Genomic DNA, 24,802 nt, shown 5'->3' with positions numbered 1-24,802 from the left:
TTACCACTCCGTTTCTAATTCTTTATCATTATTCAGATACGCTTCAATCTCTCGATTGATTAGCCCTGTCGCTACGCTAAGTTGAGAAGAGTTATACATATACTTAGCAGCTTCACTCATCTGCTTTCCTGAAGAGATAACAGGCTTCTTAATCTTTACTCCAAGATTCTTCTCCACGGTCTCTTTAAATCCAGCCTTATCATGTGTCTTCAAGTAGTTGATAGCAGGAAGACAACCCATCTCTGCAGCCACTTTGATACATCTAAATCCATCTATCTTGTTCTTGTTACACATGTCCCCTTTTACTTCATGAATTCCATATGAGTATGTAGCCAGTGGATCTCCATGTGTCATTCCAACGTACAATGTATCCATTCCTTCAGATGCCCTATCCAGCTTGAACTGTGCCTTCGCCAGAAGAATATAATCTTTTGTGTATCCATTCTTGATGGCTTGCTTTGCATATTTAACTGTCTTTAGTGGATCAGTGATTCCGCCTTCACCATAGAAATACATTTTTGCTAATCTATGTGAAACCAAAGCATTTAATTTAGAATCTGTAATTTTATTTACCAATCCTTCAAGTGTTTCTATGCATCCATGCAGAAAGGAATGATTCACCTTTTCACCTTTTGAATTACCATTTTCTAATTGTCTCTTCACTTCCAGGTACTCTTTCCATTCTGGATTATTACTGTTTTTTTCTAGTAAAGGTACTTCTGCCTTTTCAAATTGTCTTTCTACAAATGGCTTGTCTAATCTTGAACTCTTATAATTGGCAGCTCGCATGTCTTTAATCTGATCCAAAATAATGTTTCCAATTTGTTTATGTAGTTTTTTGATTTCTGTATCTTTAATAGTTGCTATGTCCGTACCTGCAGCCGTATCCATTGTTTGTGAAAGAGTATCTAGTTTTTCTAAGAAACTTTTATACATCTCCTTGAGTGCATCTGAGTTTAGAAACTCCTCTGCAATCTCATCCAGCTTCTCTCTATATGGCATGATCTGATATGAGCCATACTGCATACGTCCGTATCTAGGTAACACTGTAGCCAGGTCTAGAACATTCTTGATCTTTGTAAAATCATAATTGCGAGTTGCACGTATAAGTTCTCTAGTTTCTGCATCTTTATTTTTAAAAAAACGTTCTGGATCAATAGCAGTATTTTTAAACAACTCTTCTCTTAATCCAATTTCTTTTATGATAATTGCTTTTAATTTTTTTAATTCTGAAAGAGTAAGTTTACCTCTATCCCTTGTCTTATTTTTTTCAAGATAGCACACATGCATATGTGGATGTTCTGTATTCTTATGATAGTTTTCCCACCATAACATATTGCTTGGTCTTAATCCAATCTTCCTGAAAAACTCTGGCATGATTTTAGAAATCATGGTTGCATAATCTTTTTGACTATGTAATCCACACTTCTCTGCATAGTCATATGATGGTAAAGAAATTACCATGTCCCAAACAATATCCCCATTCTTTTTAAATGATGATTTACATGCTTCAGCAAATGTAGAAATATTATCTATAGAAAAATCTCCCATTGAAGTCATAGTCAATCCATCTGCCGCTTCTTGTCTGAAAGTGTACCCAAAGAATCCATCATCACGCTCAGCATAATACTCTTTATCTGGCTGCGTTGCCTCATCACGTTGTGTATATTCTAACCATCCACCTTTTCCAAATAATGTATCTTGTGTGATGATTCCTTTGAACCTAGAGTTCTTTGGAGCCTGACTTCCTAATTGAAAGAATCTAACTTTATCTATTTCAACCGGCATCTGTCTCAGCTACTTTCTCTTGCTTTTGCTTGGTAGGTCTATCTAATATTTTTTTCAAATCCTCTTCCAAAGTATTTTGTTTTTTGATTGCTTCAGCTTCAATATCTTCAATCTTTTTTCTAATACGATTCAATTCATTAAGTTCACTTTGTACTCCATTCTTTTGAGAACGATACTCATTAATTTTTTTAGATAGTTGTGCAATCTTTTGTTCTCTTTTCATAATTTCGCTTAGTAATTTTTGCTTATTCATTTTCGTTTTCCTCTTCACTTTCTGTTCTTAATTTTTTTGACTCACGTTGCAAATCTTGAATAGATTTCACTAAAGAAATAATTCTTGAATCAGCCAAATCACGATTTACTTTTGCTTCAATTTCATCTTCAAAATCATATCGTCCATTAATAAATTTCAATGCAAACTCTGCTGGTTGCTCTTGGAAATTTAATGTTCTTGAAATCACCTGGACATATAAAAGTAACAGACGAATGTCATACCATTGCTTCCCAAGATCATCATTCAACTCACCAAAATATTTTTGAAATAATTCATCCATGACTTTAAACATCATCTTAACTTGTGGATCATTTTTATATTCATTTGTATTCTGTATGTAATAATTATTGATTGCTTGTTCTACAATTTCTGTTCTCGTTAATGGTCTTCTATTTTCAGAAACTGCCAATTTATAATCCATACTTTCTAACAAATCTAATTGAGATTTTGTATCATCTCCCAATCGAAAAGCCACTACATTCTTTGCCACAATCACATCACCTTCCTATCATTTATTTTTTTATTTTCCTTAAAAACTCAAATTATTTTTACGAAAAAATAACTACGAAAAAAGCGTTTACGAACGTATTACGAAAATCAAAAAAGCGTTTACGTCGTATTACGATTTGTAATACGAAAAAACCTTTAAAATAAACGAATTGCTCGTTGAGCAATTGCGTAACACCGAATTTCGTAATACGAAATTCCTTATCTTGCTTTCCAGACAAATAGAGCGTTTTTTGCGATTTTGGCTGGAATCATAGATTGAAAACCACGAGTATCCATTTATATGAGATACGAAGTGGTGAACCAATATAAACACGAACAAAAAACTATTACCAAGATTATTTTTGGTAATTTTTTTGTGAAGTGTTGCTACGTTTTTACTGCCGTGCGTAACGTCAGCCAAGGAAATTATCTTGGCTGGGTGGAGCCGGCAGTCTTTGGGGCAATTTGCCCCAAAGCCATTACTCCACTAAAGCATAATTTAATAACGACATATCATCATCTTCCATGTAGAAGTCATATAACCTGTTTAATCTGTCTTCATCTTCTACATCCGTTTCAATTGAAATTATCGCTTTGATAAATTCACGATGGCTCTTATCAATCATTAGTTGAAAGAGTGCTTTCATAACCAAGTAATCCATATGTTCTCCTTTTCATCTGATGTTGTTGTGGGAAGATTGCTCTTCCCACACCCAACAACTATTCACCATCTAAAGTTTCCTGTACATCATCTGTAACAGGCGATAATGTTTTGAGATATGCTTCATACAGAACTTTGAAGTCTGCACTTCTATCAGCAGTCTTTTTGAGTTGGTCTTCATACTTCAACTCTGCCATCTTTTCGTCCATCAACTCTTCAAGTTTAGAACGTTCAGAGATTGCTTTTTGCTTTGTGAGATATTCTGTAACATCAACTGTGCAAATGATATCTTCAAGACATTTGCGTTGATAACCGGTAAGTGCCTCTAGTTCACTGACTGGTTCTAAGACAGTAGCAATCGCAAATTGCTCACCATAAGAATGGACAACAGCAACAGCACCTTTCTTTAGTTCCTTTGGACTGATGAAGATACGTGTTTCATCTTCATCGTAGTTGATAATAAATCTGTAGTAGTGTTTCATGTGGAATTCCTCATCTACCTTTCGGTAGTCTTTCTAGTGCCACCCTTGGCACGACTACGCAAGAGCATAGACAAGTGAAACATTGAAGAGCCAAGCCAATGAAATGTGATTGACTTGCATAGCCCTTGCATTTTTTGAGCTTGCGAAGTCCTTGACAGTTTACTGTCATAGGATGAAAAAAATGACAAGGGTCAATCCATGAAATCAGGCTCGTAAATGTGTAACGTCAAGAGATAAAAAACAAAGGACAGCAAAGCTGCTTGATAGAGTTTCGTTAGAAACTCGTATCCTTGTTTTGTATCTCGTCTATGCGATAAGGTCGGAGTGCCAAGGGTTGAAAGATAAATCAGAATTAATTTAGCAGTCTGTTTGCAAAACAGATTGCTTTTAAAAAAGGAAGCCTGAGCAGATTGCATTCTGCGAAGGCATCCATGCAGTTAAAGCATTTTAAAAGCAGCACACAAGACCTGAATGGTTGAGTGTGCTGCTGCGTATCCATATGAATCTACTACCAGGTAATCTTTGGGGCAAATTGCCCCAAAAACTAATTTCCTATATAACGTAAAACGCCGTCCCAATTTGAATCCCAATACAATCCACTACAGATTTCCTTTCCTGATGAATCACCATCAACTCCATCCCAGTCCCAATGCGCTCCTAGATTAAGTCCATTTCCAAGGTAGATTTCTGTATGTTCTGTTTCATTTAAAAGAATATCTCCCCTTTTTAGATTGGAACGTCCGCTTATGACAGCTTCATTAGAAATGTCTCCTAACTCGGATCTAGGAATCCATATCCAATTTCCCGCATTGGTAAATACCAATCGCATTGAGTGTGTGGAAGTAATTGGTACATTAAATCCACCAGCATATCTCATTGCTGAACAGATCAATGAAGAGCAGTCATAGTTTGGATTGCCATTTCTAGTTACCTGAGAATAACCATGACTATCATCATTGGCTATTTGTGTCATCCATGCAATCGCCCTTTCAACCGGTTCGCCTACTGGATCGTTGATTCCTCTTTGTCCTCCAGGTATCAACGCAACTGCCAGTGATTTTACATTTGTTGATTCGTCTTCACTCATTTTGAAACCATATCTTGATTCAACCTTTTTCAAGCACTCTTGTGAATCTGCATCTTTGAAGATTTGCATATACGCTGCATAATCACCATCACTTACGATATATTCACCTGTTGTCTTGAAATAATAAAATGAGATAGATTGTGCAAGATAATATGAGCGATAATCGGAAGGCTTATACTTAGATATACCTTGGTATTCCGGACTATTTATCCAGGCTTTAACACTTTCTTCTATGCCTTCCATATTTGCATTTCCATTGAGACCTTTGAAGAAGGATACGATTGCATTCGTAGCAGTCACTACAGGCTGCAGAACGGTGCCAATTGCCATAATAGGTACCATTCCTATCATCATAATAAGAAAGCCCGTACAAACCCATTTAAACAGCTTCTCAAAGGATATCTTCATTGTGGTTACTCAACTCCTATTTCCTTTAATTCTTGATCAGTAGCGATGATTTGAATCGGTATTCTTCTATTGCCGCAAATAAAGATTGCTTGCCCTAATTGGAAATCCTGCAGATAAGTAATTTCATTACTATTGAAGTTGCATAATTTCAATACGTCATTACATGCATCTTTATCCAGGTACATGACGATCTTATATGTAGAGTTATTAAAAATTGCTTTACCGTGCGTGATGATACTGTCATCTGCGAAGTCTCGTGGTTCTTGTGTACCGACAATCATCATGCAGTTATACTTTCTAGCACGTCTGTAGAATTGAGCAATCAATGGTGCTGTAGAACCTTGCAGAATCATCGTGTGTGCCTCGTCAATGATAAAAGCTGACTGGTCATTGTTATCCAAACATTGATCCCAGGAGAACTTGAACATAATGTGATTCAAAGCTGCACTCAGATTAGAAGATGCGTTGAATAATGCTTTTGTTCCAAAGGCAATGATCTGTCTTTCTGGATTTGTAAATGTAACTGTTGTATGACCAACAAAGTAAACACTCCATTCAACCATAATACGCTGCATCTTCATTCTTAGATCCATCAAGCGATCCAATTCAACTCTAGCTGCAGTATCTTCCTTTAATTCTTTGATTCTCTCTTCCAGGCATTCATTAAATGTCTCGAATGTAGGCATATCTTCATAACGTAGTCCCTTAAAACTTGCAAATTGCCCGTTCGCATCTCTTGTAATGCCAACTTTCGCATATGCTCTAAACGTAATATCACCAGTGAAAGTTAAAGTATCTTCAGAAATATTTGGATATAAGAATTGTAGTACCTGGTTAATATCTTCAATGACATTGTAGATAGCAATTTCAGTATCATACATCTTCTCATCTCCGCCCTCTTCCTCTGAAGTAATCTTCTTTAGATCAAAGATATTGATGATATTTCCTTTTTGTCCCCAAGCAACATACGTTCCACCATATTTCTTGGTAAGATTTCTATTCTTATTTTCTGGATCAATCCATACGATACGGACTTTTCTCTTTATGAGGTCTCTGATAAGTAGTCCCATTGTCGTACTCTTACCTGAACCGGATTTACCAACAACAATCATATTGCCATTGATGCGTTGTGTTAAACGAGCCTCACTCTTATGCGTGTTATAGAAGAATGGATCAAACATGATGATTCCCTTATTCTGTAGCTCACATCCTAGCAGCATCCCCTTTGGGTCTTTCAGTGTTTCAAAAACGTATGGCCATAGTCCTGCAACACCTCTAGACGGTAGCAAGAAACCAAAGTTCTGCTCAACGATAAACGGAGATTTTGCTTTAAAGAATAAAGGACAGGATATACGTAGAACAGCTTCTTCTAAATATCTTGCATCTGCAAGCATGAAACCTATGCTACGCATCCGTAGTTTTATATCCTTTACCATTCCTCTTAGACTCTGTAAATCATCAGCATATACAGATAACACCATAATGACATTATGTGTTCTATCCGTATCACGTAGGATTTCCTGAATATACTCATTCAAAGATGCCAGGTCATTTTGCAGATGTTGTCTGACTTGTGGATCCCTGGTCTGGTAATACTTTCTTTCCTTTTCCTGGTACTCCATTTTTAACCCTTTAGCAATACTTTCATCTGCAGTATCCGTTGTCATAAATAACTTGATATTTGGATTATTTACATAATCACAAAGAATACCAAGACTGTATCCTTGTGGCAATCGCTTTATCAAGATATTGGATACATATTTTTCTCCAATCATGTAATGATCTGGCTTTAATGAGAAACAAAATGGTGCCATTCTCGATTGTCTGATAGTACCAATCTCAGGAATGAGATTTTCAATAGGTGCATCCCTTGCATCTAATAATGGTTTGGTATTATCTACCAGCTCATATTGATCTTCCGTAGCATTATATTTCATTTCGACATTTTCATATGAGAATATTCCTCTGGAATAGTAGTAATCTGGCACTGGAGTATTTTCAAATACATACGCAATGTAGTTATAAAAATCAAATTCATTCAACTTCTTTGGTTGAAAGCCTGCAACAGAAAACTCATTAAACAATTCCCAATAATTTTTATCTAACTCTTTTGGATCGCTAGAGCGGATCATGATAAAGAAATTTAATTCTTTATATGCATCACAGAAGCTGTCTAATTTGTCGATATCTCCATCCATCATTGTCTGGATAATACGGTCATCTTCCATTCTCTGTCCTTCAATAATCTGATCAATATATGACTGGACATCAACTTTTGTTAATACAAAACTGTAGTACATCTTAAAGCGTAACTTATTCAAACAAATTCTCAGTCCATCGACATGTCTAACTTGTTCCTCATAATCATCTAAAAAAATGTCGTGCGGATTGACTTTAATGCCTCTAATCCATGCTTCTTTATTACCATCCTTCAGCATGATATAGTCTTCTCCAACTTCACGGATATTCATCCAATCCATTGTAGTATTTACTTTTTTCCGCAAAGTTTTTGTGTCCTTCTTCGCTTTTATTAGCCTATCTTTTTGTTTCTTTTCTAGGCTAGTTAGTTTTCTTATTTTATTCATAGCTTAACTTCCTCATCTATTGAACTTCCACCAGCATTTTGATATTCACCAGCACTTACCCATACTTTTCTTGTACGGCTAAATAAAAAGAGTACATGTAGATACTCTAGCCAGTTGTGATAGATTCCATAGGGCTGAATCAGCATATAACCAATACCTGCAGGAAGTGCCAATAGCACGATTACAACCGCACTTCTTCCTTCCAGTGCAGATAAATAAACATACATGAAAAAGAAAGTACTAATAATACCTGCCGCAAGTATCATTAGATCCAACTTCCTATATTTTCCTAAAACCAATTTTCCACTTTTAAAAGGTGCTGGGCTATTGAATATCATCTTGTATCACCTCCTGCTGAATTCTTTACGGCATCATACACGCCATGCGCAGCCCTTGAAGCCGAAACAAGATGTGATTGTCTTGTCTTGACCAGTCCATCCTTGGTACGTTTTTGTACCGGTCTGGATAGACGATTTGCTGACATCTGATATAGACTTGAACCAGCCTGATTCACCATTCGTCCAATTCTGCTATTACTATTCATATCTGCAATTCTTCTTGCAATAGAATTTCCGTCTTTTGTCATTCGTCTAGGTGTACCTTCTCCACTACCCAATCCACTTAGCATGGATGGATTTACACTGCTTTGTGGCATATTAGAATCATCTAATCCAGGCACTCCATTTGTACCACCTGCAGTTCCCTGGCTTGGGGCAATTTGCCCCAAAGGACTAGTGCCACCACCTTCAGAACTGTTTGAATTTCCGATTCCTGCAAGGATGCCTCCAGAGCCTCCTGTAAGACCACCTAAAGCTTCTCCAGCAGAATGTAGTAATCCAGTCCCACCTGCTAAACGTCCGCCTCCATAAATGGCACTAGCACCCATTGTAAGAGCCGCTCCAGCAGCTACACCACCAATACCGCTCATTGCAGAAGAAATCATGCCTAATGATTGCATCTGTTGGAATGCAGTACCTACACCAACATCTCCTCCAAGCAACTGTGCAATACCAGTAGGAGCATTCATAACTGCAGATAAGGCACCGATGAAGAAGATTACTTTTGCTAGTGCAGAAATCGGAACGGCTGGTGTAACCGCCAATACTAAAATTACTAGCATCATCTGATAAAAATTAGTTAAAAAATCAGCCAGGCATAATTTCCACCATATCGAGAAGGTATTATTGTCTGGATCAAACATTCCAGAAAAAACCCATGGTGAAATCAATATCTTCAATAGAAGATTAATAATTCGCTGTGCAACTTGTATTCCTATAAACACAAATAAAAAGTCTGCCACACCAGCGGAGACTCCAGCAAATACAATATCAAAAGCAGATGGATAAATTAGATAAGCATCTTTTGTTGCATTCAGTTTATTGATGTCAATCGTGTCTAATTTAACTTCAGAAACATCACTTCCACCATATCCTGCAGCGACCATAATTGATGATGGTTTTGTATTCTCATCAAAACCTGTAATCAATGTACCTATGCTTTTCGTTAAGCCGCTTGAAATACCAGAGACTCCTTTAAAGAATCCAGGCATAAGTAATATAACAATTCCTAAAATAGCAAACTTTTTAAATACATCCGTTGGACTAAATTTTAGAATCTTCTCTTCATCCGTTATTGTCTGTAAATAATAAAATACAAATCGAATGATAATCAAAGAACCCGTTAGGACAAGTAATCCAGTCCACCAATTCCAGATAAAATCAAAGTTTCCTAGATTCAATCCTATTAATTCTTTTAAAATCCCATATATCAGATCCATCAATTCAAATGAGAATTTACAGAAGAACCAGATCATATTTCTGATCATGTCCAACAGCATATCTCCTGGTTTCATTTCCTCACATCCTTTCTCTTTAAAAACTTGGGGCAAATTGCCCCAGACTCTTTAAAGTCCAAAAACTTTCATGATTGCAGATAAGGCTTCAACAACAACTGCCCCTGTAACAATCTTTACAACCGACTTTGACCATGGTTTCTGTTCTTGCTCAGCTTCGTCTTTTCCTGTCCATTTGATATAAACCCAAATACTTGCTGCTAAAGCCGCTAAAGGCACAAACCATAATAAGAAACTTGTTAATGGCTTGAAGAATGTCTCTACAAGTGATTTAGCTGCTCCTTCATTGAATGTTAATCCATCCGCATGTGTAGTCATTACGTTCAATGCGGTTACAGATACTGTAGTAATTGCTGCAGATACTTTATTTCTAATATTCTTCATCTTATTTCCTTCTTTCTAATTAAAAACTTATTCCTTCGTCCTCAAAGCCCATGCCTACGATGCCCTCATTCATAATGCTTGCATCGCTTGACAATACTTCCTGGTTTTCATGTATTAATCTAAAGCCAGCATTGATTAGGATTGCATCTCGTAAGGTTTCATATGTAGCACTCTTTTCTTCTTCAGAATCACCCTTCTTATACGCATCGAACTTATCATTAATCCAGTCCTGATGTTCATCTAGACATCTATATTCCATCTCAGATATTCTCTCATTTAAAAAATCATCCTTGATTTTCTCCTGGATGTATTTGGAATGATCTTGTTGATTTTCCTCTTGTAACTTTTCTTGACGTATCTTCTCTCTTGCGATTGGTGCCTGCTCTTGGATATAATCACTAATCTTTTCCGCATCTTTGATTGCTTGGAAAAGAATCTTTGGATCGTTTTTTAATATCTCAACCCAAGACTGAATATACGCTTTGTGATTATCTAATAGTTTAGCTTCCGTTGGCATATGTAGATCCGCAAAAAGAATAGATGATGCAATCTCTGCTCTCAGTTCTTCTTCAGCATATTCAGCACTTCCAAATCTTCCACTCAAATCCCTATTCAAGCGTTTTTCTGCTCCAGTAGAGTGTGCCGTTTCATGCAATCGTGTCGCATAATAATCCGCAATAGTTTCAAATGAATCCTTTGTAGGTAATACAATCTTGTCATCTTTCACACTATAGAATGCTCTATCCCCATAATGGTTCAATTCAACACCCATTGTTTTTAAAGCTTCATCACAAAACTCTTGTAAAGCTGGCATAGATACTGTGTGTTCTCTTCGCTTTGTACGCTCTGGCACGCCTTCTATACATGAGTAATTAAATACTGTGTAGGTACGCATCATTAATGCATAGTTCTGTGCTTCACTTGGATCATCGGCAACAATCCTTGCATATTCCACAAAATCAATCGTTTGTTTTGTTTCACGGTTGATCATCTTGGCTATTTCTACTGGCACTCCTTTAGAATCCTTTTTCAAGTGCCATTTTTGATTAGGATGATATTTATTATCCTTATCAGCAATCTGATTGAATGTAGCCCATCTAGTATCTTCATACCCTCTTTTAGTCGCAATGTAATCCAACAGCAAGTAATTAATTCCTCTATACCTTGTTTTTGAAATAGGATTTTCTGGTCGTGAACCTTGCCACGTCTTTTCCCAAGGTATGACGTTTTCTTCTAATGATTTTAGATAGAACTCCGCAAGCTGCTCTCTTGTCTTCGTAACAAACTTTTTATTTTCTGACATAGAACAAAATCTCCTCATCAGGATTTTCTTCTAGTAGAGATGATTCTTCATCTTCTTCATTAATCGTTTTCAATAATTCTTTGAAGTCGTCCTCTGTCATCTCTATCTCTTGTTTTTTCTCCATCTATTACTGTCCTTTCCTGGGGCAAATTGCCCCAAATCTTTTAAAATCACTTATAACTAGTCTGATAAAATCTCTAAACACATGACATAAATCAACTCATCAAAAGAAATGATTTGTTGTTCTATACCATTCGTAATGGTGTATTTACTATATTTTTTATCTTCGATGATTAGACTATTTAATTCAGCCTTATCTACTTTCGCTTTTGAAAGATTCAAAATTACATAATAGCCTTCATATCTAGAACCTTTTGGAAAATATACTTTATACTCTCGTCCATCCAACTTCATTGGATCAACTTTTATCCGTAATTGATTAACTCCCTCCTGCATCCAAATCTCCCATCTTTACCATTATCTTTGCGATTTCCATTGTGATTCTTGAAATGAGATCATCTGTAACTACTTCAAAATTTCTCTTTGGTGTCGCATATCCTTGAAATACCATATCTGGATACTTGAGAATCATTAACACTTTATCTTTGATGGCTACCTTGTAATACAATCTCTTATTGTGAATTACAGATTCTAAGCTTTGAATCTTATACCGTTCTATTCGATGGATTGCATCTCTAGCATCACCTAGATAAATAAAATTACAGCATTTTTCTAAAATAGGAATTCCATTGAAGAAAATATCAAAAGTAACATTATTCTGTTCCTTTGTATTTAGTTCAATCGTTACACCTTTTCTCAATAACTTAGAGAATCTACTTTCCATCGCTTTTTTTAACTCAGTCACTGAGCTATAACTGGTACTGAACTCATTTTTTATTGAAGAAATCTGACTATAATAAATCAAATCAATCCCATTCTTATCACCAATCGTGTACCAGTATTCATATATCATTTCCTCACATCCTTTCTCTTTAAAAACTTGGGGCAAATTGCCCCAAGCATTCTTAATCAAAATCAATTCCATCATCTTCCATGGGGACATTCTCCAATAAAGATGAATTATTATCCTCTATGCTTCCATCTTCCTCTAAAGGTACCACAACCTCTTGTTGCGTTTCTATCACTTCTAGCTCTACTGATGTTGTATCTTCTGTTTGACTTTTGCTAGATGCCTTACTATAATCAACTTCAGATAAAGCATCTGTTGTTTCTTGGGGCAATTGGAAGCCCGCAGAAGATTCAATAGATGCTTTTGTTATTTCACCAGTGGTTGAAGATAACTCGTTTTTTTCTACTTGATTATGTACAGCAGATGATATATCATATGCGTACGGAGATAGTATGTCTAGGGGCAATTGGAGCCCTCGAGAAGCTACCTCTTTTATTTGACTTTTATTAAATGACCCACTATAATCAATTACAGATAAAGCATCTATTATTTCTCGGGGCAATTGTAAGCCCGCATGAGATTTAATAGATGCTTTTGTTTTATCGTTGCAGTAGAAAGTTTTATTTTCTTCAAATGTTCTACGCATAAACTCTTGAAAATCATTTCTCTCATAGATTGATGTAATTTCGTGAACTTCAATCATCTTTATATTTTTGTCATATCTACATATTGCAATGACTGGTTTCTTCTGTATTTCTCCAACCTCATCTAGTAGGAATATTCTACTTGTATCCTGTACTAAACTATCAAATGCTAGATAACTTTTCTCTAACATCTCATTGATTCTACTCACAAAAGCATATCCAAGTTGATGTTTTTCACGTAGTTTAATAACCGTTGATACATTAATAACAATTGGTTTTGATTCATCCAATCCACCAGCAAATGCTATAGATTTAGATTCTGGAGACACAACCATTGGATTCGTAACATTGTACACTCCACTGGATAGATCAATTAATTGTCTATCAAACGAATCAATGCTTCCATCTTCGTGTACTATGTCACTGTTTATTCTTCTAAGTTCCTCTATACCCATAGCTTAAAAGCCTCTATTCTTCTTCATTTGAATTCTTGCTTGAAGTCAGATGGCAATCATCCACATACACTTCTGTTATATAGATTTTCTTATCCTCCTTCTCATAGGAACGTGTATGTAACTGTCCTTCCAACTCAATACGCTTGCCTTTCTTACCATAAGAACCTAAATAATCAGCAACCTGTCCCCAGGCAACGCAATTGATAAAGTCTGCAGCATCTTCTTTGGATCTTGTACGTTGCACAGCAACCGTAAAGTTTGCTACATGCTTGCCACTTTCTCCTTCTGTAACTTTCACTTCAATATCTCTAACTAAATTTCCTGACAAAATCACTCTGTTGTTCCACATTTTTATTTCTCCTCCCTCTGTTTACAACATTTCTTTTAATCTTTAAAAAAACTTGGGGCAATTTGCCCCAAGCATTTTTGCTACTTATATTACTATGGTTTCTGAATATATTTTCTGACTACCTTTATAAACTAAAAGTTTAAATGTTTCTATCAATCTTTCTTTTTTGATTTCTTTTTTATGATTGCAAACCATAAAAGACAATTCCACAAATTTCTTTGCCTTAGGTTCCACTTTAAGGTAATTCTCACCTTCAATATCTTCTAGTATAATATCCTCTATGCTTCCCAACATTTTAGAAATTTCTGTATTCTTGCGTATTCTTCTTTTGACTAGCGTATATGCAGGTTGTGCATATAATAGCATGAGTGGAAGATTATCATATGTACAATCATAGTATTCCCACCCTGCATTTAACAGAAATGACTCTTTAAGTTCTTTTGCAAATGTATAACTGATTTTAATATGTATTCTTTCTTCCAATTTCTTTATGATTTCATCAAAATGATTTATCAAATAGTTATATATTGCATTAGAGGTTTTATTGCCTTTTGCACGTCTCATTCTTTTCCCTTGATAATACGGATTATGATATGGACATAGATGATATGCTTGGTCATTATACTTAGCTAATCCTTTGATATCACCTTTATAGTGTTTTCCAAATGGCGCTCTCTTTTCTCCTTCTTCAGATTTATATAATCCAATGATTTGGATTGGATTATCACACACAGGACATACTGCATAATATTTTCCTATTCCATTGACACTAGAGTAATACGGCTTCGCTTTTTTTGTATATTCACTAAAATTCTTCTCAGAAATCAAAATTGATTCTTTGGTATAAGGGAATCTTTTAAATACATCCATCTGCCTAATCGTACCTATTTTGAACTTGTATCCACCATTCTTCAGATAATTTAGGTACCGCTCCTTCCTGCTCTGCTAGTTCTAGACAATCTAGGATTGTGCGTAGTCCAATACTAAATTCATGATATTTATCTTTCATCGCAAATATATAGTCTTCTTGGCAAGCTTCACAATCACTGTGGTCTTCAATAGTATTTTGATTCAAACTAGCAGGATTATTCAATACCTTTTTCACATTTTCACCTCATTCCACCATCTTTTATACTTACTTCTTTTCTCTGGGGCAAATTGCCCCAAGCATTCTTAATCAAAATCAATATCTATATCTTCATCACAATAAATATCAGTTTGTAAATATTCATGATCATCTTTAATTATGAGTTCAGAATTAAGTGGTCTATTTGCATAAAATTTATTTTCAATTTGCTCAATTCCCTCCGGAAATAATGCGGCAGTTGAAAATAAATAACTCGTAGATGTTTTATCCATCTTTTTTATACTGCAAATATAATTAGCGAATTTTTCCCTAATTTCATCTTCATTATCTTTAATGAATTCAGATTGTTCCTTCGGCAATGTATTCTGTATTTCAATTACACTATCTAGTGGTACAAATAAACTTTTTTCAAAATCCAATCCTGCTCTTTTAAAATGAGGATTATCTGTTTTAAAAGGTGTTTCAAATATTGCATTCGGAGTTTTTTTCCTACCTAAATTAGACCTTAACGGTATATACCAACTTGTTTCTTCATCATACAAACCAACATAGCTTCTGGTAGATTTATTTAATAGCTGCTCGCTTCCAGTTCTTGCTATAGTCTCTGCAATAAAATTTTCATCTATTCTAACTATTTTCATTATTGAAATTTACCCTTTCATCTAATATAATATCTATGTAAGAAGAACAGGCAGAACAAGCCTTGATTGTTCCATTAGGTGAGACTTCTTACTTTTTTATTTCTTATTAGACAACAAAAGAGAAATTTCATGTAATCTTACAATCACATGAGAAATCTCTTTTTTATATCTTTTATATTTATCAAACGCTTTCTTCTTCGGGAAATACGCCCCTGTTACACTTATGATGTTTCAAAGACTTTATGCTTCTTCCATCACCTTCACATTGACATCCCTAGCTAAATTCCCAGATAAAATCACGTTGTTGTTCCACATATTTCTTTTTCCTTTCTTTTAATACTTTTTTTCCAGTTCCCTTATAAGCCTACATTCACAATTTCCATATCTTATATTTGTCTTATAGTCACATTAATCTTGTAAGATTACACATGCATCACTCGTATATAAAGGTTTTTCTTTTATGTTGCTGAATTTATACCATATATTAGACAAACCACGTCTACCATGCTTGCAATACTTATATCCAGCCTCTTTCAACCTCGCAATTTCGTTTTTGTCATATGGAATAATGTATCCTATAAAGAAACAATCTTTTTCTTTCCCTTTTACATATTCTTCTATCATCCGTATAACTTTGGAAGCTTCGGAATAAGAAGATAAATATTTATAATACGCTTTTAACTTAAATGGATTGATATACTTTAAATTCATTGCTGTAAATAATAGCTTCTTTTGTATATTCCTAAAATTTGGTGAATGGTCCGTTTTTCCTTCCATCACATACTGTACATGGTGTGTTGCTTCATGTATCAAAACAGATAATAATAAATCCTCATAATTGGTACCGTTTAGCAATATTCGTATTGTTTTATTTTCCGGCGTATAGGTTGCTCCAAATGAACGTACAGATTTCTTCTCATAATAAACTCTGAACTTCAAATAATCTTCTACTCTTTGATCATGTTTATATGCCTCTCTTATTACAGTATAGAGTTTTGATTTATAAGGAATCTCACTCATTTTTTCACATCCTTTCCCTTTAAAAAACTTGGGGCAATTTGCCCCAAGCATTTTTTATATCCTTACTTCACTAATTCCTTCTTCTTAAAGAATAAGAATACTGCTGCACCCAGGCTGCCAATCAACAAGACTACAAATAATACCGCATTGAATGTATCGGCTGTCTTAACGATTGCCGGTAATGCTGTATCATTAACTACCACTTTTACGGCATTGTTTACAGCAAAATCATAGTCTTCGGAAATTACAACTTTATGATGATCATTGTTAATTCTATAACCTTCCGGTGCGGCAGTTTCTTGAATATAATATCCACCAAGATCTTCAGCGTATTCTACTGCCCAAGTGATAACTCCTTCACCATCAGTGATTCCTTTGCATTCTTTACCGTCCTTATCTAAAGCAACCGTGCCATCCGCTTTAAATAACGTCAATTCAGCACCTTTTAGTTTCTTTGAGTTATCCATTGCATCAACCTTAATTGCGCTCACGTAGAACACTTTACGTGTGTCTACAGCCATCACAACTTGTTCGTGCTGGCGTGTACCTGTAACAGTAAATCCAATGTCCTCAAACTTATTAAATCCAAATGGTGCTTCATCTTCACGTAAGATATAAGTCTTACCACCTTCAACAAACTTAGAAATGTCTGTGTTTTCCTTAGTGGATGTGAATGTAGCAATCTCATTACCAGTCACCTTGTCAATCAGTGTCATCTTAGCGCCAGCAACGTTGTTGCCCTTGCCATCTGTCTTCGCTACATCAATCACAATCTTATCGTCTGCATATTGAAGACTAACGATTGCTCCATTGTCTTTGATTTCAAATGATTTTGCTGTTGTGTTTAAGTAGTATCCTTCAGGGGCTTTGGTTTCTACAAGTTCATATTTTCCAGCCGGAAGGAAACTATCGTTTGATTTCCAGTATCCGTTAGCATCTGTTGTGATTGTATATGGTAAACTTTCACCAGCAGCTGCTGTAGCCACAACATCACCGTTTTCATCTCTTGCCACAACATCATAGTTATTCTTATTAACAATTTGGAATGTTGCTACACCTACATTTTCATTTGTATCTGCATCTTTCTTCTGGATTTCTAAACCACCACGTACAACACCTTCCACAACAGTGTACTCGTTGCCACCAACAACTCTAGCAGTTGAATTGTCATCTACAATATTAAATAGAACCACACCATTTCTAATATTTGGTGCTGGTGTATTAGATGCATCAATAACTTTATTGTCTAACGTGTATCCTGCTGGAGCCTTGGTCTCTTCCACAGTCAAAGTTCCAAGTGGTAATGTTGGAATACCTGCATCTAAATAAAATGGATCACCAGATACAAGATGATTATTATCTAACCATGCCCTATAACTTCCATTATTTGCTCTAATTGTTTTAATTACCCAAGTACGTGTTGCTGTGGTTGGCAAATCATCAAATGTATATTGCCCTGCATAGTATTTAATAGTAAATTCAGCTCCTTCTAGACTTGCAGGATTTGCAATAACATTTCCATCTGCAGAAACCTTATTTAATTCGATATTTAATGGGTCATTAAGTGGCTGATCAGTAGATTGCACATTGTATGTTTCGCCATTTGTTGTGAATGCATGACGGTAAACCTGTGAATCAAGATTAAATCCTCTTGGTGCTACCAATTCTTTTGTATATAAGACTGCATTGCGCTGTACAACGATTCCATTTAATTCACCATGACCATTGGCATCTGTAGTAATACGTCCCACTTCATTTGTTAATGCAGCATCTGAGTAAACCCCATATACTGCTCCACTTAAATCTTGAGCATAGCAAGCTGCGTTACCTTGTGTCATTGCAGGATTACCATTTGATTTATCTAATGTAACATTTACTGTGATATTTCGTGGTGCAGTCTGAATCACCCATGTAGCTCCACATCTTTGATATGGAACTGTAGTTCCCGTATCATAGTTGGTTCCCGTTGCCTCTTCGCCGGTATATGGATTCAGGTAACGTGGTACGTCGATACGGATCGTTACTCTACCATCCGGTTGAACATCCGTTACAGTAGCGTTATACGGATAATATGTCTTATCTCCCGGTTCATAGGCTGTTTTATATGTCAACCCAATGTGTCCCGGTTCTTCACAATACACCGCTAACTGATTAACAATTTGATTTGATACGCTTCCTAATAGTCCATCAATATAATCAATGTCAAATGTATGATGCCCAATACCGGCATCTGTATTAGAGGTGCCTAATGTTCCGGAAAATGTATCACCAACTTCCAGCGTATCAACGCTAACAGTGCTGGCATCTACCGGTGTTGTCACCAAATGCATTGGGAAAACTGCTAGTGCCATTAAAAAAGCCATCAACACACTGAATAATTTGACGGCTTTCTTCTTAATTTTATTTTGTAAATTCATTCTTCAATTCCTCCTGTGTTATGAATTTCATTTCTCTGCATTGTATGAAGCTTGTCGTGTGCTGCGATATATCTCATCGCCTATTTGCTGTAGCAGATAATCAAAATAGGCAATGTTATCTTTAAGATTTCTCCATTAAAAAAGGCGGTAGATTTTCACATCTATCGCCCTCTTTAGGAGAAAATTGACTGAATTTAATTTTTAAATCTTATTTATACCCAACGATTATTGTTTCATCCCAAGCATATTGATCAACCACCCAAACTTGTTGAGTAACCGCATCGTGGTGTGTAGTGCCTACTTGCACATCACCAACGTGGTAACTGCCATCTTCTGAATTTCCCCACTCATCTAAAGAGTTATATACAGTACCCGTCTGATTACCAATAATCTTACGTTCATAGATTGGCTCGTCCCAAGCTTCAGCTATGACCTGTGTTTCATAGTGTCCTACTTCGTCATGATGAATCGTTTGATAAATCGGCTGCGGATCTGGTTGAGATGGAGTTGTATTCGTAGTTGGAGTATTGGTTACTGAAGAACCAGTGTTATTGTTCTGTGTCTCAGTAGTAGTTATCTCAGTTGTAGGAGTAACTGGTGTTTCGGATGTAGTGGAAGTATCTTCTTTCTTATCTTCCTTTTTATCATCCTTCTTGCTATCTTTCTTGTCGGATTGTTTGTTATCCTTCTTATCATCTTTCTTATCGTTCTTCTTCGATGTAGAAGTTTCGGTGCTTGTTTCATGTTTTGCTGAATTGTTGGTTCTTGGCTTAGGTAGCATGAATAGCATAACTACTAATCCAATTGCAGCAAAGATGCTAACGATGATGAATATTTTCTTTTTATTCATGTCTTTTCTCCCTTCGGGGCAATTTGCCCCAATATTTTAATAAGTTAATTTATATCCTTTGTATAATCCATCTGCACCCATGATTGGTTCACATGAATATGCTCCGTATCCAGATCCAGTCGCAATACATGCTGAATATCCTGAATCAAGATTGTATCCATCACTGAACATGAAGTATTGCGTTCCGTGTGATGTACTTGTGCTTGGGGCAATTTGCCCCGAGCCATTGTTTCCTTGTGATGGCACCTCAACATAGATAACATCAGGTGTAGGTGCAGGTTTATCAGATAGATGCAGGTTCAATGTAGCCTCCGCTTTATTATGCTGGCTGTCTTCAACACTATACGTTACTACTTGAGTATCCTTAGTTGAGTCGATACTGCTACACTTAACATTTTTGGAAATATCACCGTCCACATTATCTATTGCTGATTGGATGTAAGCCTCACAAGAGAATGTATCTGTTCGATACATTGATACATTAGTTTCTCTTAATGTGATTACTGGAGCATCCTTATCTACAACTTTGACATCTAATGTTTTGGAGATATTCTTGATTCCGTTATCAATCGTATATTTAACTTTATACAAACCTAATTTACTTGTATCAACATCACTATCAATACTTAGTTTTACTTCATTTTCTTCTGAATAATCTACTATATAATCTCTAGGATTAAACATTGATTGATAGTCTACTTCAACAGAACTATCTTTTAGGTTGATTTCAAGTCTTTGCATATAGCGTTTGATTTTATCTCCACCAATCACGCTAATCAATATCAATCCTACAACTGCAATTGCAGATACAATCAGAAGCAATATCTTTTTTAATCTTTTCTGCTTGATTTCCTCATCTCGCATCTCAAGCTGTCCGCTTTCGTATACAAGCTTCTCACGGATATGTTGCATCTCATCTGCTGGAATCGTTATAAAGGCATATACACTTACATCAATATGATCCTTTAGTCCAAGTCTGATTTGTTCCATTTGCCATTCGTTATATTCTGGCTTTGCATAAATCGAAACATCCAGTCCCTCTTCAAGTCCCATCTTGATCTGCTGCAGTTTATTGCCTCTGAAGCCAAGCTGCCTATATTTGTCTATTTCTTCCAAACAATCACCATCTTTCCTTTCCTGGGGCAAATTGCCCCAAAGGTCTTTTTAAATGTTATCTATAGTGATTAGGCTTGTTTTGGCTTGTAGTTGCTCATAATAACCTTGACCAACTGATATATGAATGCTGGTACACAGATAATACCTGCAGCAATGACCTTTGCAATGAATAATCCGATCCAGAATGCAGGTGAAGCAATCAACATGATTCTCGTTTTAGATAATAAGTAATTTATCAGTTTGTAACCAAATGGAATCATTGCATAATACACTAGATACGCAAATTTCATCTCATTCTTACCTATCATCCAGATAGCCACTGATAAGATGATTCCTTCAATCAATGTGATAAAGAATTCCTTGTTTGTGTCTACTAATGCATTTTGATACTGTTCTTGTCTGTTCATAACTTTTCCTTTCGACTTATTAAATTTCTATTTCTGCACTTGTTTCCAAGTTGTTGAATAATGAACTCTCTGCTTTTAAAGAATATTTGCTCGTAAATTCTTCAATCGCTGTTAGTATAGTTTGAATGTGTTGTAACTCTTCACCAGCAAGTTTTGCATTCTCTGCAGTCTTACTGATTGCATTTTTAAGTGCATCAGGTTGCTGCAGAAGATATCTATCAAAATCAATCATTGCATCTTCTTGATTTGCATAGACTTTTTCATAACCGTTTGGATCATATTTATGAAAGAATCCATCTATTGCTCCAATCAAGTTAGCCTTCTTACTCAGGTCTTCCTGTCGTTTCCGTTCCATTACAGAATTTGATTCCTTTAGCAGTTTTACAAAGGAGAATGAACTACACTCTTCTCTATTGTCTCCGTTATATAAATACACCTTTGTTTCTGGATAATATCTCCATTCCATAAAGCCCTTATCATAGACTGTAAGAAATCGCTTAGACAACTTCACCTTCATATTGCCATCCAACACTTCTTCAGGAATTTTCAAATACACTGCACCATCTGTATTCTTAAAGACTAGATCATCATCAATCAGTTGGATCTGGTAACGTGGCATCATTTTTTTGCCGCTCATATAGTCTTCTATACCATCAGCCACTACACCTACCATCTTAGCTAACTTCTTTCGATTCACATCAAAGTTTTTCTGAACCTCATCCAGTCCACGGATTACCTCTGCACCAGCACCTACACCATATTCTTTCTTAAAAGCCTCTATGCTGTCCATGATGTCAATCACATTGATACATAAAGTTTCTAATACTGCGACGGTATTCAAGCCATATAGTTGATGCTTCATCTTTTCTTGTTCATTCATCTTCCATCCCTTCTCTTATAAATTACCACTTGCTTTGTACCAAAAACCATCCAAGTCTCTAATTTGTTCCAATCATTGAAAAAGGTACCTGGCTACTACTCCGGGTACCTTTCATGTGAATTTCCACATTACCATAATACCACGTTTCATTCCTAAAAATTCCGAGAAAAAGTTGAGACCCATTCACTATTGACTTTTACTGTTTTCTGTGATAAAGAGAAATACCAATCTCATATTTTTTAAATAAACTCTTTACCTTCTGGGGCAATTTGCCCCAGACATTTTCACTCTAGTTATAAAGAGCAGCTTTCTTTTTCTAGTTCAAATATAATAGCAACTTTATAATCAAATACTTTACCTAGAACTTGGTTGTCACTTATTTGATACCACCAATATCCATCTGTACGAACATATCGGAAATATTCGCTGTCATCATATACTTTCACTTCTTTATAAAATGGCTGTTGATTTAATATAATTGCTAGTGTTCTATGATTTCCATCTCCACATCCACCTATTTTTAAATGTTTATAGAAGTAGATATTATAGTTTTTATACTTTAATGTTTCTTTTCTAAGACCACCTATTAATGAATATGGTTTTCTATATGTGGTTAGTATAGATAGTTTTGATATATCCATTACCTCTATTGAATAATCATTACAGACGTTTTTTAATGGTGGATACACTTCTTTGTGCATATCAAAGTTTTTTATTCTATTAATATCTTCGGTTGCTACTTCATATAACAATTGCTTTCTATACATTTCAGCAAAAGCTGCTAGAAGCTTCTTTTTATAGTTGTTTATCTTTCGCCGCTCTTGCCCATCCATATTTTTAACAAGAGTATCCACATTTTCTCTAATACCTTGTAAGCACCTTCTAAACTTGCAAATTTGAATATCCTCATCTTTTAATGTGGTCACTTCATTTTTCCTTGAAAACAATTTTAAGTGCATAAACATTCCTCTATCATATCTTTAACTAAATGATATCGGACAAAATCCTTTTGTGCCAACTGCCTTAGATCTTCTGTACTAAACCACGCCTCTTTATAGTCCTTCATCATCTTGAAATAGAATTTGAATTGGATTAACCAGTTTATTTCAATGTAACTTATATCTTCATATTCTTTTATCAATTTACTAGGTTCATTTGTCACTATTGCCTCACATTTCTCAATGATTTTTCTAACGTATTCGCCTTGTTTTCCGTCTGTCAATTGTTCTTTCACCGTATCAGATAATTTAAATATATAGCTTTCTCCATCAAGCATATTGAAAATCCCTTTCTTCTGGGGGCGTTTACCAAGGTACGCCTGCGGTGTCGCCCCCAAACATTAATTCCTTTTTCTACCAACCAACTCATCTAATGTTACATCTAATGCATCTGCCATTTTGATAACACTATCAATGCGTGGATTTTTCACTTCACCTCTAATAATCTTTGCTACTACACTTATAGGCAATTGTGTAATCTTTGCTAAGTGATACGCACTTATATCCTTTTCTTCACATATCTTCTTTAAATTTTCATTTATCATAATTTCATCTCTTTCTACATATGTAGTCCTTAAAGACCATACAGCACATCTCTGTTTTTATATAATTTGGTCATATCTCGGAGGTTTTATTTATGGATTTTCTCTTCAATTTAATATCCTTACTTCCATCTGTTTTCCAGTTTCTTCTCCCATTTTAAAAACAATAGTTTTAATGCATAGCAGATACAGTATGTTGGTATCAAAAATATCGAGCCTGTATAACAAATGATATTTGCTATATATTCTCCTTCCTTTCCAAATGTATATTTAATAATCTGCATATCAATATTCATAAATAATAGATAGATTATTGATAATTTTGTTATTCCAATAAAAATTTCTGCAGCTTTATCATTTGTATCAGTAATTTTTGGTGCAACGATTGCAAAATGTAATGCAATAAGTAAGCCAAGTAATATTATTTTCACATCCTTATCCTTTCTTCTGGGGGCGTTTCGCCCCCAGACTCACTTTTGCTTTGGAACTGTATTTTAAATATTTTCTGGCAGTTGTCTAACATATCTTCCCCAATTAGAATCTATTGCTTCAGACAATATTTCATAATCCTCTTCCGCAACATGTTCCTGTTGCATCAGTTCTTTTGTAATATGCATAGATGCAAGCATGTCAATGACCATAGTTTCCTCATTGTGGTTCTTTATCATCCATGTACCCGCAACACATATACCTTGTGTTAGGTTCCAACCATCGCCCCTTCCCACCAACTCATTCAATGTTACATCTAATGCATCCGCTATCTTTATAAGTGTACTTATGCGTAGATCTGTATGCTTTCCTCTTTCAAATTCAGATAAGGTCGATTCAAGCACACCTGATCTTTTATGTATTTCATAATTGTTTATTCCTTTTTCTTTCTTTAACCGCTTGAAACTTTCTGTATTCATTGGTTTCCTTTCTAACTTCATTTATGTGAAGTATAATTCAATTACATTTAGGAGGATTTTGTCTCATGTTCCTGTCTGAAGATGAAGCAAGATATGATGATATTCTTAAACTTTTTAATCACTATAAAACATTAGCAAATAATACAACCATGACTAAGTTCGCTACGTTGTGGGAAGGTATCCTATTTCCAAAACTAGCCGAAAATTATTACTACCCTAACATACGGTATTCAGAAAAATGGAATAAACAATATATAGAGCATTA

At 35.4% G+C, this 24,802-nt stretch carries 30 protein-coding genes; all 30 read right to left on the bottom strand.

Features of this window, described 5'->3' with window-relative positions; translation table 11 throughout:
* The 30 genes from mobL to RGT18_RS02700 all read right to left on the bottom strand — a co-directional run bounded on the left by mobL (position 1) and on the right by RGT18_RS02700 (position 24,537).
* Positions 1-1,788, bottom strand: coding sequence for a relaxase MobL (gene mobL, locus RGT18_RS02845; RefSeq protein ID WP_028077616.1), 1,788 nt, complete (start codon positions 1,786-1,788; stop codon positions 1-3).
* Positions 1,778-2,041 carry a hypothetical protein gene (locus tag RGT18_RS02840; protein ID WP_028077617.1) on the bottom strand — a complete coding sequence of 88 codons (264 nt, stop codon included), beginning with the start codon at positions 2,039-2,041 and terminating at the stop codon, positions 1,778-1,780. The genes mobL and RGT18_RS02840 overlap by 11 nt, the downstream gene beginning before the upstream one ends.
* Positions 2,034-2,552 carry a hypothetical protein gene (locus tag RGT18_RS02835; protein ID WP_156022779.1) on the bottom strand — a complete coding sequence of 173 codons (519 nt, stop codon included), beginning with the start codon at positions 2,550-2,552 and terminating at the stop codon, positions 2,034-2,036. Before RGT18_RS02835 ends, RGT18_RS02840 begins: the two co-directional genes overlap by 8 nt.
* 478 nt (positions 2,553-3,030) lie before the next feature.
* Positions 3,031-3,213, bottom strand: coding sequence for a hypothetical protein (locus tag RGT18_RS02830; RefSeq protein ID WP_028077619.1), 183 nt, complete (start codon positions 3,211-3,213; stop codon positions 3,031-3,033).
* Between the two features lie 58 nt (positions 3,214-3,271).
* Positions 3,272-3,694: a hypothetical protein gene (locus RGT18_RS02825; RefSeq protein WP_028077620.1), complete on the bottom strand. Its 423-nt coding sequence runs from the start codon at positions 3,692-3,694 to the stop codon at positions 3,272-3,274.
* A 544-nt stretch (positions 3,695-4,238) separates the two neighbouring features.
* Positions 4,239-5,111 (bottom strand): peptidoglycan amidohydrolase family protein, encoded by an 873-nt coding sequence (locus RGT18_RS02820; RefSeq protein WP_162141211.1) that lies wholly within the window; start codon positions 5,109-5,111, stop codon positions 4,239-4,241.
* Positions 5,112-5,194: 83 nt separating this feature from the next.
* Positions 5,195-7,774, bottom strand: a complete 2,580-nt coding sequence (locus tag RGT18_RS02815; protein ID WP_051240904.1) for a TraG/VirB4 family ATPase — start codon at positions 7,772-7,774, stop codon at positions 5,195-5,197.
* Positions 7,771-8,112, bottom strand: coding sequence for a hypothetical protein (locus tag RGT18_RS02810; protein ID WP_028077623.1), 342 nt, complete (start codon positions 8,110-8,112; stop codon positions 7,771-7,773). The genes RGT18_RS02815 and RGT18_RS02810 overlap by 4 nt, the downstream gene beginning before the upstream one ends.
* Positions 8,109-9,626, bottom strand: a complete 1,518-nt coding sequence (locus RGT18_RS02805) for a hypothetical protein (protein ID WP_028077624.1) — start codon at positions 9,624-9,626, stop codon at positions 8,109-8,111. The genes RGT18_RS02810 and RGT18_RS02805 overlap by 4 nt, the downstream gene beginning before the upstream one ends.
* Before the next feature lie 51 nt (positions 9,627-9,677).
* Positions 9,678-10,010, bottom strand: coding sequence for a hypothetical protein (locus RGT18_RS02800; protein ID WP_037403511.1), 333 nt, complete (start codon positions 10,008-10,010; stop codon positions 9,678-9,680).
* A gap of 19 nt (positions 10,011-10,029) precedes the next feature.
* Positions 10,030-11,313, bottom strand: a complete 1,284-nt coding sequence (locus RGT18_RS02795; RefSeq protein ID WP_051240905.1) for an ArdC family protein — start codon at positions 11,311-11,313, stop codon at positions 10,030-10,032.
* A complete protein-coding gene (locus RGT18_RS02790) occupies positions 11,300-11,437 on the bottom strand; it encodes a hypothetical protein (RefSeq protein ID WP_156022780.1) in 138 nt (45 codons plus the stop codon). The genes RGT18_RS02795 and RGT18_RS02790 overlap by 14 nt, the downstream gene beginning before the upstream one ends.
* Positions 11,438-11,493: 56 nt before the next feature.
* Positions 11,494-11,769 (bottom strand): hypothetical protein, encoded by a 276-nt coding sequence (locus tag RGT18_RS02785; RefSeq protein ID WP_028077625.1) that lies wholly within the window; start codon positions 11,767-11,769, stop codon positions 11,494-11,496.
* A complete protein-coding gene (locus RGT18_RS02780; protein WP_156022781.1) occupies positions 11,753-12,286 on the bottom strand; it encodes a hypothetical protein in 534 nt (177 codons plus the stop codon). Before RGT18_RS02780 ends, RGT18_RS02785 begins: the two co-directional genes overlap by 17 nt.
* Before the next feature lie 52 nt (positions 12,287-12,338).
* Positions 12,339-13,322, bottom strand: a complete 984-nt coding sequence (locus tag RGT18_RS02775; RefSeq protein WP_051240906.1) for a MuF-C-terminal domain-containing protein — start codon at positions 13,320-13,322, stop codon at positions 12,339-12,341.
* 13 nt (positions 13,323-13,335) lie between these two features.
* On the bottom strand, positions 13,336-13,671 hold the full coding sequence (locus RGT18_RS02770; protein ID WP_051240907.1) for a single-stranded DNA-binding protein: 336 nt from the start codon (positions 13,669-13,671) through the stop codon (positions 13,336-13,338).
* Positions 13,672-13,755: 84 nt separating this feature from the next.
* Complete coding sequence (locus tag RGT18_RS02765) at positions 13,756-14,541, bottom strand: hypothetical protein (protein WP_028077627.1); 786 nt, start codon at positions 14,539-14,541, stop codon at positions 13,756-13,758.
* A gap of 4 nt (positions 14,542-14,545) precedes the next feature.
* Positions 14,546-14,776, bottom strand: coding sequence for a hypothetical protein (locus tag RGT18_RS02760; protein WP_028078043.1), 231 nt, complete (start codon positions 14,774-14,776; stop codon positions 14,546-14,548).
* Between the two features lie 68 nt (positions 14,777-14,844).
* Positions 14,845-15,399 (bottom strand): hypothetical protein, encoded by a 555-nt coding sequence (locus RGT18_RS02755; RefSeq protein ID WP_028077629.1) that lies wholly within the window; start codon positions 15,397-15,399, stop codon positions 14,845-14,847.
* Between the two features lie 408 nt (positions 15,400-15,807).
* Positions 15,808-16,419, bottom strand: a complete 612-nt coding sequence (locus RGT18_RS02750; RefSeq protein WP_028077630.1) for a SprT-like domain-containing protein — start codon at positions 16,417-16,419, stop codon at positions 15,808-15,810.
* A gap of 62 nt (positions 16,420-16,481) precedes the next feature.
* Complete coding sequence (locus RGT18_RS02745; protein ID WP_028077631.1) at positions 16,482-18,836, bottom strand: SpaA isopeptide-forming pilin-related protein; 2,355 nt, start codon at positions 18,834-18,836, stop codon at positions 16,482-16,484.
* A 208-nt stretch (positions 18,837-19,044) separates the two neighbouring features.
* Positions 19,045-19,686, bottom strand: a complete 642-nt coding sequence (locus RGT18_RS02740) for a hypothetical protein (protein WP_028077632.1) — start codon at positions 19,684-19,686, stop codon at positions 19,045-19,047.
* A 36-nt stretch (positions 19,687-19,722) separates the two neighbouring features.
* Complete coding sequence (locus tag RGT18_RS02735) at positions 19,723-20,802, bottom strand: hypothetical protein (protein ID WP_081659483.1); 1,080 nt, start codon at positions 20,800-20,802, stop codon at positions 19,723-19,725.
* Positions 20,803-20,870: 68 nt separating this feature from the next.
* A complete protein-coding gene (locus tag RGT18_RS02730) occupies positions 20,871-21,209 on the bottom strand; it encodes a hypothetical protein (RefSeq protein WP_028077634.1) in 339 nt (112 codons plus the stop codon).
* 19 nt (positions 21,210-21,228) lie between these two features.
* Positions 21,229-22,089 (bottom strand): hypothetical protein, encoded by an 861-nt coding sequence (locus RGT18_RS02725; protein ID WP_028077635.1) that lies wholly within the window; start codon positions 22,087-22,089, stop codon positions 21,229-21,231.
* A gap of 293 nt (positions 22,090-22,382) precedes the next feature.
* The gene (locus RGT18_RS02720) at positions 22,383-23,048 is read right to left on the bottom strand and encodes a DUF6710 family protein (RefSeq protein WP_028077636.1); all 666 of its coding nucleotides are present in this window, start codon (positions 23,046-23,048) and stop codon (positions 22,383-22,385) included.
* Positions 23,039-23,365 carry a hypothetical protein gene (locus RGT18_RS02715; RefSeq protein WP_156022782.1) on the bottom strand — a complete coding sequence of 109 codons (327 nt, stop codon included), beginning with the start codon at positions 23,363-23,365 and terminating at the stop codon, positions 23,039-23,041. The genes RGT18_RS02720 and RGT18_RS02715 overlap by 10 nt, the downstream gene beginning before the upstream one ends.
* 63 nt (positions 23,366-23,428) lie before the next feature.
* Positions 23,429-23,632: a helix-turn-helix domain-containing protein gene (locus RGT18_RS02710; protein ID WP_037403513.1), complete on the bottom strand. Its 204-nt coding sequence runs from the start codon at positions 23,630-23,632 to the stop codon at positions 23,429-23,431.
* Positions 23,633-23,751: 119 nt separating this feature from the next.
* A complete protein-coding gene (locus tag RGT18_RS02705; RefSeq protein WP_338175071.1) occupies positions 23,752-24,060 on the bottom strand; it encodes a hypothetical protein in 309 nt (102 codons plus the stop codon).
* 63 nt (positions 24,061-24,123) lie between these two features.
* Positions 24,124-24,537: a helix-turn-helix domain-containing protein gene (locus RGT18_RS02700; protein ID WP_037403514.1), complete on the bottom strand. Its 414-nt coding sequence runs from the start codon at positions 24,535-24,537 to the stop codon at positions 24,124-24,126.
* Positions 24,538-24,802: the final 265 nt, after the last annotated feature.

Origin of the sequence: Solobacterium moorei (assembly GCF_036323475.1) — a bacterium.
GTDB classification, from domain to species: domain Bacteria; phylum Bacillota_I; class Bacilli_A; order Erysipelotrichales; family Erysipelotrichaceae; genus Bulleidia; species Bulleidia moorei.
Note: the sequence above shows the minus strand (reverse complement) of the source record. Positions and strands in the feature narration are given on the sequence as shown.